The organism is Nonomuraea sp. NPDC050153, from assembly GCF_044460125.1.
In the GTDB taxonomy this organism is placed as follows: Bacteria; Actinomycetota; Actinomycetes; order Streptosporangiales; family Streptosporangiaceae; genus Nonomuraea.
This window is the reverse complement of record NZ_JBITJQ010000031.1, coordinates 54,384-68,003: the sequence shown is the minus strand read 5'-3', so window position 1 is coordinate 68,003 and position 13,620 is coordinate 54,384. Positions and strand designations below refer to the sequence as shown.

At 71.7% G+C, this 13,620-nt stretch carries 14 protein-coding genes; 8 read left to right on the top strand and 6 right to left on the bottom strand.

The genetic code is table 11. The features are described from left to right. Nucleotides 1–43: 43 nt before the first annotated feature. Nucleotides 44–1,279, bottom strand: coding sequence for a pyridoxal phosphate-dependent aminotransferase (locus ACIBQ1_RS47235; protein WP_397287955.1), 1,236 nt, complete (start codon nucleotides 1,277–1,279; stop codon nucleotides 44–46). Nucleotides 1,280–1,358: 79 nt separating this feature from the next. Between ACIBQ1_RS47235 and ACIBQ1_RS47230 the strand changes: the two genes are divergently transcribed. Genes ACIBQ1_RS47230 through ACIBQ1_RS47220 form a run of 3 tightly spaced genes read left to right on the top strand, consistent with a single transcriptional unit; the run spans nucleotide 1,359 to nucleotide 4,040 of the window. Continuing rightward, on the top strand, nucleotides 1,359–2,321 hold the full coding sequence (locus ACIBQ1_RS47230) for a LysR family transcriptional regulator (protein ID WP_397287953.1): 963 nt from the start codon (nucleotides 1,359–1,361) through the stop codon (nucleotides 2,319–2,321). Then, complete coding sequence (locus tag ACIBQ1_RS47225) at nucleotides 2,318–3,028, top strand: ribonuclease HII (RefSeq protein WP_397287951.1); 711 nt, start codon at nucleotides 2,318–2,320, stop codon at nucleotides 3,026–3,028. The genes ACIBQ1_RS47230 and ACIBQ1_RS47225 overlap by 4 nt, the downstream gene beginning before the upstream one ends. A gap of 28 nt (nucleotides 3,029–3,056) precedes the next feature. Further along, the gene (locus ACIBQ1_RS47220) at nucleotides 3,057–4,040 is read left to right on the top strand and encodes an LLM class flavin-dependent oxidoreductase (RefSeq protein ID WP_397287949.1); all 984 of its coding nucleotides are present in this window, start codon (nucleotides 3,057–3,059) and stop codon (nucleotides 4,038–4,040) included. 32 nt (nucleotides 4,041–4,072) lie between these two features. Here the strand turns inward: ACIBQ1_RS47220 and ACIBQ1_RS47215 are convergent, their stop codons facing one another. The 3 genes from ACIBQ1_RS47215 to ACIBQ1_RS47205 all read right to left on the bottom strand — a co-directional run bounded on the left by ACIBQ1_RS47215 (nucleotide 4,073) and on the right by ACIBQ1_RS47205 (nucleotide 6,980). Further along, nucleotides 4,073–4,459 (bottom strand): SCO5389 family protein, encoded by a 387-nt coding sequence (locus tag ACIBQ1_RS47215; protein WP_357746706.1) that lies wholly within the window; start codon nucleotides 4,457–4,459, stop codon nucleotides 4,073–4,075. Nucleotides 4,460–4,536: 77 nt separating this feature from the next. Then, on the bottom strand, nucleotides 4,537–5,466 hold the full coding sequence (locus ACIBQ1_RS47210; protein ID WP_397287947.1) for an ATP-binding protein: 930 nt from the start codon (nucleotides 5,464–5,466) through the stop codon (nucleotides 4,537–4,539). Between the two features lie 134 nt (nucleotides 5,467–5,600). After that, complete coding sequence (locus ACIBQ1_RS47205) at nucleotides 5,601–6,980, bottom strand: LCP family protein (protein WP_397287946.1); 1,380 nt, start codon at nucleotides 6,978–6,980, stop codon at nucleotides 5,601–5,603. Nucleotides 6,981–7,107: 127 nt separating this feature from the next. On the opposite strand from ACIBQ1_RS47205, the gene ACIBQ1_RS47200 reads away from it, so the two are divergent. The 4 genes from ACIBQ1_RS47200 (at nucleotide 7,108) to ACIBQ1_RS47185 (ending at nucleotide 11,024) form a co-directional block, all read left to right on the top strand. Continuing rightward, entirely contained in the window at nucleotides 7,108–7,836 is a 729-nt protein-coding gene (locus ACIBQ1_RS47200; RefSeq protein ID WP_397287944.1) for a class I SAM-dependent methyltransferase, read from the top strand. Between the two features lie 80 nt (nucleotides 7,837–7,916). Next, on the top strand, nucleotides 7,917–9,374 hold the full coding sequence (argG, locus tag ACIBQ1_RS47195) for an argininosuccinate synthase (protein ID WP_397287942.1): 1,458 nt from the start codon (nucleotides 7,917–7,919) through the stop codon (nucleotides 9,372–9,374). 117 nt (nucleotides 9,375–9,491) lie between these two features. Then, nucleotides 9,492–10,010: a flavoprotein gene (locus ACIBQ1_RS47190; protein WP_397287940.1), complete on the top strand. Its 519-nt coding sequence runs from the start codon at nucleotides 9,492–9,494 to the stop codon at nucleotides 10,008–10,010. A 69-nt stretch (nucleotides 10,011–10,079) separates the two neighbouring features. Then, nucleotides 10,080–11,024 (top strand): serine hydrolase domain-containing protein, encoded by a 945-nt coding sequence (locus tag ACIBQ1_RS47185; protein WP_397287938.1) that lies wholly within the window; start codon nucleotides 10,080–10,082, stop codon nucleotides 11,022–11,024. Between the two features lie 43 nt (nucleotides 11,025–11,067). On the opposite strand, the gene ACIBQ1_RS47180 is transcribed toward ACIBQ1_RS47185, so the two are convergent. Beyond that, complete coding sequence (locus ACIBQ1_RS47180; RefSeq protein ID WP_397287936.1) at nucleotides 11,068–12,021, bottom strand: zinc-binding alcohol dehydrogenase family protein; 954 nt, start codon at nucleotides 12,019–12,021, stop codon at nucleotides 11,068–11,070. A gap of 83 nt (nucleotides 12,022–12,104) precedes the next feature. Here ACIBQ1_RS47180 and ACIBQ1_RS47175 point away from each other — a divergent pair, with 83 nt between their 5' ends. Then, entirely contained in the window at nucleotides 12,105–12,689 is a 585-nt protein-coding gene (locus tag ACIBQ1_RS47175) for a TetR/AcrR family transcriptional regulator (protein WP_397287934.1), read from the top strand. Here the strand turns inward: ACIBQ1_RS47175 and ACIBQ1_RS47170 are convergent. Then, nucleotides 12,686–13,555 carry a LysR family transcriptional regulator gene (locus ACIBQ1_RS47170; protein WP_397287932.1) on the bottom strand — a complete coding sequence of 290 codons (870 nt, stop codon included), beginning with the start codon at nucleotides 13,553–13,555 and terminating at the stop codon, nucleotides 12,686–12,688. The genes ACIBQ1_RS47175 and ACIBQ1_RS47170 overlap by 4 nt on opposite strands. Nucleotides 13,556–13,620 lie beyond the last annotated feature (65 nt).

Here is a 13,620-nt window from a genome sequence, read left to right as displayed (position 1 = left end):
GACATGGTGTCAGGATCACCGCGGGACGCCGTTCACGTGCCGCTCAGTGCCGCACCGAGGCGAGCTCCTTCAGACCCGTCGAAAGATGGTCCAGATTGGCGGAGATCCACGGGAGTTGGAGCGGGTTCGGGCTGTTCAGGGCGGTCAGTCGCTCTTCGGTGGTCTCGCCGTAGAGGAGGCTCACCGCGACCCGCACCCTGGCCGCCGCCGGGTCGTCGCCGAAGGCGTGTCCGGGCAGGACGCCGATGCCGTGTTCCTCCAGCAGGATCTTGGTGATCTCGGCGGAGCCGCCGAGCCGGAGGTGGCTCAGGTCGGGATAGAGGTAGAAGCCGCCCTGCGGGGCGGGCACGTCGGCCCCGATCTCGGTGAACCGCTCGTGGACGGCCCTGGCGACCGTGCCGTGCAGCCGACGGCTGCGCTCGATGCGGACGAGCAGCTCCTGCGGCTCGTCGAAGGCGTACGCCGCCGCCTCCTGCACCGGGGCCGCGGGCGCGGACCAGATCTCGCTGGCGACCGCGAGCAGGCTCCTGTGCAGCACGTGGCTGCCCGCGGGCAGCCTGGCCACGCCGATCCGCCAGCCGCCCAGCGCCAGGCTCTTGCTCAGCCCGGTGGTGATGACCGTGCGCTCAGGTGCGAGGTCGGCAGGAGAGGTGTACGGCAGGGTCGGGTCGTGCACGACGTCGCGGTAGATCTCGTCCGAGATGATCAGCAGATCGAGCTCGCGGGCGATCTCGACCAGGCGCGCGATGGTCGCCGGACCGGCCAGGCGGCCCGTCGGGTTGTCGGGGAGCGTCACCAGCAGCGAGTTGACCGTCCTGCCCTGGGCCCTGGCCCGGAGCACCTCGCCGGCCACGCGGTCGGGGTCGGGCACGCCGCCCTCTCCTGGCGGTGCGGGCACCAGGATGGGGCGGGAGCCGACCAGGTCGGCCTGCGCCGCGTAGCTGACCCAGCTGGGCGCGGGCAGGACGATGTCTCCGCCGATCGCCAGGAGCAGGCCGTACAGCAGGGACTTGCTGCCCGGTCCGCAGACGACGAGCTCGGGGTCGGTGGGGAGCCCCCGTCGCGTCCAGTAGCCCGCCGCCGCCGTCTTGAGCTCGGACGCCCCCGCGACCGGCCCGTAGCCGTTGCGTTCCGCGGCGGCGGCCAGCCTGTCGCGCAGCGCCGGGTGGACGGGCAGCCCTGCCTCGCCGAAGGCCAGGTGCAGCACTCGTTCCCCGGCGCGCCGTCTTCGGTCGATGTCCTCGTTCGCCGCCAGAGTGGCGGACAACGTCACGGTCATGTTTGTCACGTTCCCAGGGTGGTTTGATGAAGGCATCAGCACAAGCGAGGCTTTTCGTGGGTAGGCATAAGGAAGACTGATGCTTGAATTGCGGCGTTTGGTCCTGATCTGCGAGTTCGCGCGACGCGGAAGTATCGCGGCGACAGCAGCATCCCTGGGGTACAGTCCTTCGGCCGTGTCGCAGCAACTCGTCGCGCTCGAACGCGAGACCGGCACGGCCCTCATCGACAGGACCGCGCGCAGCGCCGAGCTGACCGACGCGGGGCGGCGGCTGGTGGCGCACGCGGAGCGCATCCTGTCCATGGTCGAGGAGGCGGAGTCGGACCTGTCCGCGCACGCGGGGACGCCGTCGGGGCGGGTGGTGGTCACCGCCTTCCCGACGGCGGCGGTGGCGTTCGCCCCGGCGCTCGCCAGCTCGCTGCGCCGCCACACCGAGCTGACGCTCCGGCTGGGGCAGAGCAGGTCGGGCCGGGGCATGCGCGAGGTGCAGTCGGGGGAGGTGGACATCGCGCTCGTGGACGACTGGTACGGGCGCGTGCGCGACAACGAGAGCCTGCGGGTCTTCCCGCTGCTGCGCGACCCCCTGGTGCTGGTGGTGCCGCGCAAGCACCGCCTGGCCGACCCCGGCGTGCCGGTGGACCTGCGGGAGCTGCGGGACGAGCCGTGGATGGCGACGCCCGACGGGGAGCCGTCGCGGCTGGCGGTGGACCGGCTCCTGGTGGACGTGGGCGGCACCCGGCCGTCGCCGTGGGAGTTCGAGGGGCTGGGAACGATCCTTTCGCTGGTGGCCAAGGGGATCGGGATCGCCGCTGTGCCCGCGCTCGCGCTGGCGGCAGGCGTGCGGGGGCTGGCGGTGCGCCGGTTCCCGGGGAACCCGGTGGGGCGCGACGTGCACGCGGTCGCCCGGAATTCGAGCGTCCACCGGCCGTCGGTGTCGGTGACGCTCCGCGCGATCCACGTGGCCGCCCGCTACATCGCCGCCGACCTCGACCCGGTGCGTCCGGCGGACCGCCGGCCGCCCGGCGATCCGCTGGACGAATGACGAGGCGGTCCGGTGAGGCGATAGCGTCTGCCGTTATGGCGCCGACGTACGACATCGAGCACCTCCTGCTGACCCAGCCGAGCATCCGCACGGTCGCGGGCGTCGACGAGGTGGGCCGGGGCGCCTGGGCGGGCCCGGTCACGGTCTGCGCCGTCGTCACCGACCTGTCCGGCCCGCCGGCCGGTCTCACGGACTCCAAGCAGCTCTCGGCGGCCAGGCGCACCCCGCTCGCCGAGGAGCTGACCGCGTGGGCGGCCGGCATCGGCTTCGGCGAGGCCACCCACGAGGAGATCGACGCGCTGGGCATGACGGAGGCCCTGCGCCGGGCCGCCAGGCGGGCGCTGGAGGCGCTGCCGGTACGCCCGGACGCGGTGATCCTCGACGGCAAGCACGACTACATCGGCGCGCCCTGGCCGGTCCGCCTGGAGGTCAAGGGCGACGCGGCGAGCATCTCGGTGGCGGCGGCGTCCGTCCTGGCCAAGGTCCGGCGCGACGCGTACATGGGGACGATCGGCTGCGAGGAGTACGGCTTCGCCGAGAACGCCGGTTACCCCTCGCCCGTCCACCAGGAGGCCCTGGCCCGCCTGGGCCCCACGCCCCACCATCGCCTCTCGTGGTCCTACCTCGACGACCTCCCGCGGTGGCGGCACCTCAAGCACCATCGGGACCCGCTCGCGGGAGAGGGCCAGGCCAGCCTGTTCGGCTGAACGGACCCCATCGGGCATCATCGGGTGGGTGCGAATCGGGGTCTTCGTCATCGCGGCGCAGTTCCCCGGCCAGGAGGCCGGGCAGGTGCTGGCCGATGCCGTCGAAGTGATCGTGGCCGCCGAGGAGGCGGGGTTCGACGACGCGTGGGTCGCCGAGCATCACTTCATGTCCTACGGCGTGTGCCCCTCCGCCACCACCCTGGCGGCGGTCGCGCTCGGCAGGACCTCGCGGATCGGGCTCGGCACGGCCGTCAGCGTGCTGTCCACGCAGCATCCCGTGGCGCTGGCCGAGCAGGCGGCCATGCTGCACCACCTGTCCGGCGGGCGGTTCACGCTGGGCGTCGGCAGGGGCGGGCCGTGGGTGGACCTGGAGGTGTTCGGGACCGGGGCCGAGCGGTTCGAGCGGGGGTTCGGGGAGTCGCTCGACGTCCTGCTCGACGCGCTCTCCGGAGGACCCGTCGTCGGCGACGGGGAGTTCTTCCGGTTCAGGGAGGTCCAGGTGGTGCCGGCCGCGAGCATGCGGCCGGTGGTCGCGTGCACCTCCGAGGCGACCGTGGGGGTGGCGGCGGCGCGGGGGCTGCCGATGCTGCTCGGGATGCACATCGGGGACGCCGACAAGGCCGCCCTGGTCAAGGACTACATCGCCCGTGGCGGGAGCGCCGCCGATCACGTGGCGGCGGGGGTGGCCCACGTGGCCGACTCCACGGCGGAGGCGGTGCGGGAGATCAAGGAGTCGCTGCCCCGGTGGCTGGGGCCGGGGCTGGCGGGGTACGTGCCGGTGGACGATCGGCCGCGACCTACACGGAATATCCCGGCATATGTGGATTTGTTGGCCAGGATTCATCCGGTCGGGTCGGCCGAGCACTGTGCCGCGACGATTCTGCGTACCGCGGAGAACACCGGGATCGAGCGGTTCATCCTGCTGGTCGAGGGGCTGGGCGAGCACCGGCGGACGCTGGAGAACGTGCGGCGGTTCGGGGCGGAGGTGCTGCCGATGCTGCGAGCCCGGTGACCCGGGGCGAGCCGGGTCACCGGGCCGGCCGGTCAGCAGTCAACCAGCTCCGGCTTCTGGTTGAGGATCTGGGCCCTCGGGGTGACGAACTCGTGCAGGGCCTTCGTCGCCGTCGGGTCGAAGACGGCGACCCGGTGGCAGTTCTGGAAGGCCAGCCGTACCCCGAAGTGGCGCTCCAGCGCTCCGCGCATCGCGTCGCTCGCCAGGCAGCGCAGGAGCTGGCCGCGGGCTTCCTCGGACGGCGGCGGCACCTGGTTGTCGGCGAACTCGGCTCCGGTCTGCTCGCGCTGTTCGGCCAGCCCGCTGATCAGCGACCACGCGTACGGCAGCGAGTCGCGGACGCACGCGATGAATGCCGCGTCGTCCACGTCACCGGCCCGGGCCTGGTCGAGCAGTTCGTTCGGAACGGTCAGCGACATGCTGTCTCCTCTCGAATGGGATCAATTTGACGCTAGGTGGGGATCTGTGATCGCTCCAGATGCCTGGAGGGGGGCACTCAGGGGCCGTATACGAAATCCGGGTCTATCTGTGAGGCCAGGTCGGACCCCGTCCGGTCGTTGCCCCATGCCTGGGCGTTGCGCAGGTGGAACTCCACGGTCTGTCGGCCGAAGCGCGCCCAGTCCTTGTCCTGCTCGTCGAGGGTCTTGCGGAGCACGGCCAGCGCGTCGGCGTTGGCCGGCTCCAGGTCGTCGAGGGTGAAGTGGCGGCCCTGCTCCATGGCGCGGACCGCGGCGGAGTGCTCCATCCAGGTGAGCAGGTCGTCGCCCACGTGCTCGCGCAGGAAGTCGACGTCGGACGGGCCGTGGACCTTGTTGCCGACCACGGCCAGCGCGACGCCGTACGTGGCGGCGTGGTCGCGGTACTGCCGGTAGACGCTCACGCCCTGCCTGGTCGGCTCGGCGACGAGGAACGTCAGGTCGAACCGGGTGAACAGCCCTGAGGCGAAGGAGTCGGCCCCCGCGGTCATGTCCACCACGACGTACTCGCCGGGGCCGTCGACCAGGTGGTTGAGCAGCAGCTCCACCGCGCCGACCTTCGAGTGGTAGCAGGCCACGCCGAGGTCGTCCTCGTTGAACGGGCCGGTGGCCAGCAGGCGCAGCCCCTCGGGGGCGGTCAGCGCGTACGGGTCGGCGGCCAGGTCCTCGAAGCTCAGCAGCCGGGAGCCGCGACCGGGCGGGGTGGTCTTGACCATGGCGTCGGCGGAGGGGATGCGCGGGTTGTCACCGCGCAGCCGCTCCTTGATCTCGGTCAGATGGGCGCCGAGCGGCTCGGGCTGCCGGTCGAGGCCGAGCACCATGGCCAGGTGCTGGTTGATGTCGGCGTCCACGGCCACCACCGGCCCGCCCTGGCTCGCCACATGTCTGGCGAACAGTGCGGACATCGTCGTCTTGCCACTGCCGCCCTTTCCGACGAAGGCCACTCTCACGGCCCCTCCTGAGGTCTCGTGGGTATGAAAACCGTTTCCGTTTCGGTTGTCATCATGCCACACTCCGTGCACGGCGCGACGCCGAAACCGAGGCATGCGTGAGAAGCCCGGGTGGGCGAGTGGAAGAAGCCGGTCTAGGCGCAGGTGGCGTCGAGGTTGACCGGGGCGTCCAGGTCGTCCGTGCCCGGGGTCCGCTCCGCGCTGGTGGCGGTCCTGGCCGCGGGGCGCGCCTCCAGGGTCTCGGCGACCTTGCGGCGGATGAACGACCAGTCGGGGTAGACCGTGTTGATCAGCGGCGGCACGAAGCTGAGGCTGCGGATCTTCGCGTCCTTGACCCGCTGCGAGAGGTCTATGACGGCCGGCAGCAGGTCCTGCGGGAGGTCGGTGGAGATGGCCCGCTTGGTCGCCGCGGCCAGCCGCTCGAAGCTGTTGAGCACGGTCATCGGGTCGGCCTGCTTGGCGACCGCGTTGAGCAGGCACTTCTGGCGTCCCATGCGGACGTAGTCGTCGCTGTCGGTGCGCGAGCGGCCGTACCAGAGCGCCTCCGCGCCGGACAGCCTGCGGGTGCCGGCCGGCAGCAGGCCCTCGCGGTAGCGGCCGTACACGATGGGCTCCTTGATGGTGACCTTCACGCCGCCCATGGCGTCGATGATCTCCGCGAACCCCTTCATGTCCACCAGGGCGTAGTAGTCCACCGGGATGCCGAGGATGTCGCCGATCGTCTGCTTGATCAGGGTCGGCCCGCGCCGGCGCCGCTCCACGCCCGGCACCGTCTCGGGGTGGTCCTCGGCGTACTGGAAGATCTCGTTGAGCAGGCCGGGCGTGTCGGGGCCGCTGCCGGTGAACCCGAAGGGGAACTGGTCCCTGGCCGCGCCCTCGGGGAACTGGACGCGCTGGAGGTTGCGCGGCAGGCCGAACAGGGTGGTCGCGCCGGTCTCGGTGTCCACGCTGGCCACGGTCATGCTGTCGGTGCGCACGCCGGGCCGGTTCGGCGCGGCGTCGCCGCCCAGGAGCAGGAAGTTGACCCGGCGGGCGCCGTTCCACGGGTCCTGGGCCATGATCGGCGCGGTGGCGGTGGCACTGGGGAACAGGGTGTTCACGACGTCGCGTGACAGGTACGCGAGCCTGGTGGCGTACAACGTCGGGGTCAGGATGAGCCCGCAGAGTGCGAGCGTCAGCGCCGTGGTCAGGAAGCGGCCGATCCTGTCGGAGCTCGGCGGGCGCACCAGGACGAAGGACCAGATGACCACGCCGGTCCAGACGATCGCGATCACCACCACTGCCACGGTGAACCCGACGAGCCAGCGCGGCTGCACCGCCAGCGACAGCAGGTGCGTGCTGAAGGCCGTGAGCACGGTGAGGATGCCGCCAAGCATCACGACATATCCGAACATGAGCGCCAGGCCGGTCTTGCGGCGCTCCACGGCCAGGTGCGCCACTCCCCACAACAAGGACGATGCCAGCGTCAGGGCCATGCTCGCCCCCAGGCCGAATCCCCGCTCTTTCACCGTCATGCCTGGTCAAACCCCCATTTGCGCGCCCATCCACGTCACATTAGTAATGCGCTGTGCGGGAAAGACGGTTGGAAGGGACGGGTCAGGTCAATTCCATGTCAAGACCACCTTGAGATATAACGTGAGTGTGCGCAAGCGACACGGAAGCTACGGATTCGACGCTCCATGGGCGCTGGGCGGCCTGCTCCTCGGGGCGCTCGCGCTCCTCGCCCTGGCGACGGTCTCCTTCATGCTCGACATCCCTCTGGCGGGCATCGCGTTCCTGTTCGGCGGGCTCTACACGCTGGCCAGCGCGGCCAGCTACCTCTACACGACGCGGCGCGGCAAGTTCGCGGTCTGGGCCGGGGAGCTCGAGCGGTTGACGGGCGACGAGCGCCTGCTCGACCTCGGCTGCGGCCGGGGCGCGGTGCTGCTGATGGCGGCCGGGCGGCTGGAGCACGGCACGGCGACCGGCATCGACCTGTGGCACTCGAAGGACCAGTCGGGCAACCGGGCGGCGAGGACCAGGGCGAACGCCGCGGCCGAAGGCGTCGCCGACCGCGTGGAGCTGGTGACGGGCGACATGCGCGACCTGCCGTTCGACGACGGCGCGTTCGACGTGATCGTGTCGAGCCTGGCCATCCACAACATCCCCGACGCCGAGGGACGCGAGCGGGCCGTGCGCGAGGCGCACCGCGTGCTGCGGCCCGGCGGGTCGATGCTGATCGCCGACTTCCAGCACACGGCCGCGTACGAGGACACGCTGCGCTCGCTCGGCGTGGTGGACGTGCGGCGGCGCGACGCGGGCTGGCGGTTCTGGTACGGCGGGCCGTGGTTCGGCACGGGCATCGTGGAGGCCAGGAAACCCGCCCCCTGAGCCGGCGATTGCCGATCGCGGGTAGAAATCCGGCGAGGGGCTTTGCATGGTCATGCATCAGTGTGTATATACTTCTACTCGTGTCTAAGATGCTCACGTCCTTGCCTGTCGGTGAACGTGTCGGGATCGCCTTCTCCGGCGGCCTCGACACCTCGGTCGCGGTCGCGTGGATGCGCGAGAAGGGTGCGGTGCCGTGCACGTACACCGCCGACATCGGCCAGTACGACGAGCCTGACATCGCCTCGGTGCCGGGCCGCGCCAAAGCGTACGGCGCGGAGGTCGCCCGGCTGGTCGACTGCCGGGCGGCGCTCGTGGAGGAGGGGCTCGCGGCCCTGGCCTGCGGGGCGTTCCACATCCGGTCCGGCGGGCGCACCTACTTCAACACCACGCCCCTCGGGCGGGCCGTCACGGGCACGCTGCTCGTGCGCGCCATGCTTGAGGACAACGTGCTGATCTGGGGCGACGGCTCGACCTTCAAGGGCAACGACATCGAGCGGTTCTACCGCTACGGTCTGCTCGCCAACCCCGCCCTGCGGATCTACAAGCCGTGGCTGGACGCCGACTTCGTCACCGAGCTCGGCGGTCGCAAGGAGATGTCCGAGTGGCTGCTCGCCAACGGGCTGCCCTACCGCGACAGCACGGAGAAGGCCTACTCCACGGACGCGAACATCTGGGGCGCGACCCACGAGGCCAAGGCGCTGGAGCACCTCGACGCGGGCATCGAGCTCGTCGAGCCGATCATGGGCGTGCGGTTCTGGGACCCCTCCGTCGAGATCGCCGCCGAGGACGTCACGATCGGCTTCGAGCAGGGCCGACCGGTGACCATCAACGGCAAGGAGTTCCCCTCCGCCGTCGACCTGGTCCTGGAGGCCAACGCCATCGGCGGCCGACACGGCCTGGGCATGTCCGACCAGATCGAGAACCGGATCATCGAGGCCAAGAGCCGGGGCATCTACGAGGCGCCGGGCATGGCGCTGCTGCACGCCGCCTACGAGCGGCTGGTCAACGCGATCCACAACGAGGACACCCTGGCCAACTACCACGCCGAGGGCCGGCGGCTGGGCCGGCTGCTGTACGAAGGCCGCTGGCTGGACCCGCAGGCGCTGATGCTGCGCGAGTCGCTGCAGCGCTGGGTCGGCACCGCGGTCACCGGCGAGGTGACCCTGCGGCTGCGGCGCGGCGAGGACTACTCCATCCTGGACACGTCCGGACCGGCGTTCAGCTACCACCCGGACAAGCTGTCCATGGAGCGGACCGAGGACTCCGCCTTCGGGCCGGGCGACCGCATCGGCCAGCTGACCATGCGCAACCTCGACATCGCCGACACCCGCGCCAAGCTTGAGCAGTACGCCGGGCTCGGCATCGTCGGCCCGCAGCACCCGATGCTGATCGACGCCCCGCAGACGGCCACGACCGAGCTGATCGGCGCGATGCCCGAGGGCGGCGCCGAGGCGATCGCCAACCGCGGGGAGCCCGGCGAGATCCCCGGCGACGACGAGCTGCTCGACCACGCCGCGATGGAGTTCGGCACCGACTGACCGGCACCGACTGACCGGCACCGACTGATCGGCCACGGCCTGACCGGCCGGGATGAAGAGCGCCGCGGCTGCCCGGCAGCCGCGGCGCAGCACCGCCGAACCCTCGGGAGTCAACGCGTGCAGGGCGCTGAGCTCTACATCATCGTGTGCGCCGCCGGTCCGGCCCCGGACGTCGGCCGGCTCGTCGGCCTGGCGCAGGAGCAGGGCTGGGCCGTCCAGGTCGTCGCCACGCCGTCGGCCCTGGACTTCATCGACGTGGCCGCCCTGGAGGCCCAGACCGGGCGGCCCGTCCGCAGCCGGTATCGCAAGCCGTACGAGCCCAAACCTCCCCGACCGGGCGCGATCATCGTCGCGCCGGCGACCTACAACACGGTCAACAAGTTCGCCCAGGGCATCGCCGACACCTACGCGCTGGGCCTGCTGGCCGAGGCGCCCGGGCTCGGGATCCCCGTCGTCGTGCTGCCGTTCGTCAACAACGCCCTGGCCGGCCGCCGGCCCTTCCTGCGCAGCATCGACGCGCTGCGCGGCGACGGCGTCCGGGTCGTGTTCGGCGGGCCGGGGCAGTTCGCGACGGACGAGCCGGACGCCGGCGCCCACCGTTTCCCCTGGGAACGCGCGCTGTCGGAGCTGTCCTAGCACTTGCACCTGACACCGTGTGAGGCGGTATGCCAGGGTGTGCCGACTTTCGGGAGGAACATCATGGCAATGGCTGAGCGGGTCGACGAGGTCCTGGGCTCGGGTAAGGCGCCGAACTTCCACGGTCTCGTGGTGGTGCGAGGCGGGGAGACGGTGCTCGAACGTTACGGCGCCGGGCCGGACCACCGGTTGGGTGACTCGCTGGGACACGTCGAGTTCGACCGGGACACGTTGCACGACCTGCGGTCCGTCTCCAAGAGCGCGGTCGCGCTGCTGTACGGCATCGCGCTGGGCGAAGGGCTCGTGCCGGAGCCGGGGGCGGCCCTTATGGCCCAATTTCCGGAATATCCGGATCTGGTGGCGGATCGGGAACGCGCTCATCTGACCGTCGAGCACGCGCTGACCATGACGCTCGGTCTCGAATGGGACGAGAGCGCCCCCTACACCAGCCCGGCCAACAGCGAGATCGCGATGGAGATGGCTCCCGACCGGTACCGGTACGTGCTGGAGCGGCCCGTCGTCGAGGAGGCCGGAAAGCAGTGGCACTACTGCGGCGGCGCCACCGCCCTGCTCGGCGGCCTCATCGCCCGCGGGGCCGGCAGGCCGCTGGAGGAGTACGCCGCGACCGCGCTGTTCCGCCCGCTCGGGATCGACGCGTTCGAGTGGTCCAAGGGAGAGCACGACACGGTGAGCGCCGCGGCCGGCCTGCGGCTGCGGCCGGTCGACCTGGCCGCCGTCGGGCAGCTGGTGCTCGACGGCGGCCGGGACGTCGTGCCCGGCGAGTGGATCCAGGAGCTGCTGCGGCCGCGGGTGGTGATCGAGGCCGGGTTCGAGTACGGCTACCAGTGGTACGTGAACACCGGCGACCGCCACTGGGTCGGCGGCCTCGGGAACGGCGGGCAGCGCCTGCTCGTCCTGCCCGAGGAGGAGCTGGTCGTGGCGCTGACGGCCGGCGACTACGACCAGGGCGGGGACAGCACCACGGCCGTGCTCGAAGCGGTCCTCGACTCCTGACGCCCGCCCACGGAGCGAGCGGGACCCGGCCGGTGACTGCTGCTTACGGGGCGAGCAGGATCCGGCCGGTGGCCGCGCGGCTCTCCAGGAGGCGGTGGGCCTGGGCCGCCTCCTCCAGCGGCAGCGTACGGTCGATGTAGGCGGCGCTGCGCCCGGACGCGAGCCGGTCGAGCATCGCCGGATAGTGCGTCCCGAACACCTCCCCGCCCCAGCCGGGGCCGCTGCACGCGGTGAGCGTGACCCCGCGCTCCATGAGGTCGGCGGCCGTGACGGCGGCGGGCTCCCCGGTCAGCAGCCCGTAATAGAGCATCCGGCCGGTGCCGGGAGTGAGGTGGTCGAGCACCCGCCTGGCGACCGTGCCGCCCATGGCCTCGAACACCACGTCCACGTCCGGCAGCTCGTCGGGCCAGCCGGCCGGGCCGTGGTCGAGCACGAGGTCGGCGCCCATCCCGGCGGTCCGGTCCCGCTTGGCGGCCGAGCCGGCGGTGGCGATCACCCGCCCGGCACCGAACTCCTTCGCGTGCTGCACCAGGTACGTCCCCACCGCGCCGCTGCCTCCCTCCACCAGCACGGTCTCACCGCCGCCGAGGCGTGCCTTGTGCAGCAGGGCGAGGGCTATCGCGCCCGGCGCCCCCGCGGCCAGCGCCTGGGCCGGGGTGACGCCCTCCGGCACCGGGACCGTCATGGCGGCCGGGAGCGCGACGTACTCGGCGTACGAGCCGAGCCCGCCGGTGACCCCCACGACCGTGCTCCCGAGCAGCTTCGCGTCCACCCCCTCGCCCACCTCGACCACCTCGCCGGCCGCCTCCGCGCCGATCACGGCGGGCAGCGGCAGCGGGAACGGCAGCGTCCCCGCCCGGATCTGCGTCTCGGCGTAGCTGACGCCGACGGCCTGGGCGCGGATGAGGACCTGGCCCTCGCCTGGACGGGGGCGCGGCAGGTCCGCGACTTCGAGCCGTTCGGGGCCGCCCGTCTCCGACAGGACGATTGCGCGCATGCTTGAAGCTCCTTCAACTGAACCGATGGTCCAGTTAATATATGGACCGGTGGTCAAGTTTGTCCATGGGAAAGAATGACCGGATGGAACGTCGAGAGCGGGCCGACGCCGCGCGCAACAGGCAGGCCATCCTGCGGGCGGCCGAGGAGCTGCTGCGGCGCCACCCGCCCGAGCAGGTGTCGGTCGAGCGGGTCGCGGCCACCGCCGGGGTGGGCAAGGGGACGGTGTTCCACCGGTTCGGGAGCCGTACGGGGCTCATGATCGAGCTGATGAGCGAGCGGGCGCGCGAGTTCGAGCAGGCGTTCACCGAGGGGCCGCCGCCGCTGGGGCCGGGCGCGGAGCCGGTCGAGCGGCTGCTCGCGTTCTTCGCGGGGGTGGCGGCGCTGGCGGCGCGCAACGGGAACCTCATGAGCGCCATCGAGCACGCCAGGGTCACCACGAAGGCCCACGGCGAGCAGCCCAGGCAGGAGAACCCGATCTACCGGTCCTGGCACCGGCACGTGTCCGGGCTGATCGCCGAGGGACGGCCCGACGTGGACGCCGAGCAGATCGCCCACATGCTGCTCGGCACGCTGCACATGGAGCCGATCGCCGATCAGCTGCGGGCCGGGCAGCACGAACGGCTCGCCGCCGGCTTCGCCGACCTGATCAGGGGGCTGCTGCGTTAGAGGGGCAGGTGGGGGATCGCCGCGTGGAAGGCGGCGACGGCCGCCCTGATCGCCGGGTGCCCGCCGTTCCCCCTCCTGAACGCGGCGAGCGTGCGGCGGCTCAGCGGCAGGCGGGTGAGCGTCACCCCCTCCGGCGGGTCGATCGCCGCCAGGTGCGGTACGAGCGCGACCCCCTGCCCGGCGGCGACGAAGGCGAGCACGGTGTCGAAGTCGTCGATGTGGTGCCGTACGAGTGGTTCGAAGCCGGCGGCCTGGCACGCCCGGATCGCCATGGTGTGGCAGAGCGTGCCCGGCCTGTCGGTGATCCACGAGTCGGCGCGGGCGTCGGCGACGGAGGGCCGGTCGGTCAGGTACATCGGCTCGCTGTACAGGGGCTCCGTCTCGATGGACGCGTCGGTCACCGGCGGCACGAAGTCGTACTCGTGCACGAGCGCCACGTCCAGCTCGCCGGCCCGCAGCGCGGCCGAGACGTCGGCGGGGTCGATCTCGGAGACCATGGGCACCAGCCCGGGATGTGCCCCGGTCAGGTCGACGAGTGCCGGAGGCAGGAGCACGCGGGCCGCCGTCGGGAACGCGCCGATCCGCAGCGGCCCCGAGGGCCCGCCACGCGCGACGGCGAGCGCCGCCGACGCGCGTTCGAGCTGCTCCAGAACGGCGTGCGCGTGCTCGACCAGCAGGTGCCCGGCGGGCGTCAACGCCACGGTGCGGCCGGTGCGCTCCAGCAGCGGCACACCGGCCTCCCGTTCCAGGGCGCTGAGCTGCTGGGAGACGGCCGAAGGCGTGAACGTGGCCGCCTCCGCGACGGCGGCGATGGTGCCGCGCCTGGCGAGTTCGCGGAGGAGGTGGAGCTTGCGTGGATCGAGCATAAGTTGAGCTTAATCTCAAGCGAAGAAATCCGCGCTGGACCTAACGGGTTCGGACAGGCCAGGCT

Bases quoted from the DNA above. Each gene is read 5' to 3' on its own strand.
- ACIBQ1_RS47235 (WP_397287955.1), bottom strand. From the start codon at position 1,279: ATGACCGTGACGTTGTCCGCCACTCTGGCGGCGAACGAGGACATCGAC.
- ACIBQ1_RS47230 (WP_397287953.1), top strand. From the start codon at position 1,359: ATGCTTGAATTGCGGCGTTTGGTCCTGATCTGCGAGTTCGCGCGACGC.
- ACIBQ1_RS47225 (WP_397287951.1), top strand. From the start codon at position 2,318: ATGACGAGGCGGTCCGGTGAGGCGATAGCGTCTGCCGTTATGGCGCCG.
- ACIBQ1_RS47215 (WP_357746706.1), bottom strand. From the start codon at position 4,459: ATGTCGCTGACCGTTCCGAACGAACTGCTCGACCAGGCCCGGGCCGGT.
- ACIBQ1_RS47205 (WP_397287946.1), bottom strand. From the start codon at position 6,980: ATGACGGTGAAAGAGCGGGGATTCGGCCTGGGGGCGAGCATGGCCCTG.
- ACIBQ1_RS47185 (WP_397287938.1), top strand. From the start codon at position 10,080: ATGGCTGAGCGGGTCGACGAGGTCCTGGGCTCGGGTAAGGCGCCGAAC.
- ACIBQ1_RS47180 (WP_397287936.1), bottom strand. From the start codon at position 12,021: ATGCGCGCAATCGTCCTGTCGGAGACGGGCGGCCCCGAACGGCTCGAA.
- ACIBQ1_RS47175 (WP_397287934.1), top strand. From the start codon at position 12,105: ATGGAACGTCGAGAGCGGGCCGACGCCGCGCGCAACAGGCAGGCCATC.
- ACIBQ1_RS47170 (WP_397287932.1), bottom strand. From the start codon at position 13,555: ATGCTCGATCCACGCAAGCTCCACCTCCTCCGCGAACTCGCCAGGCGC.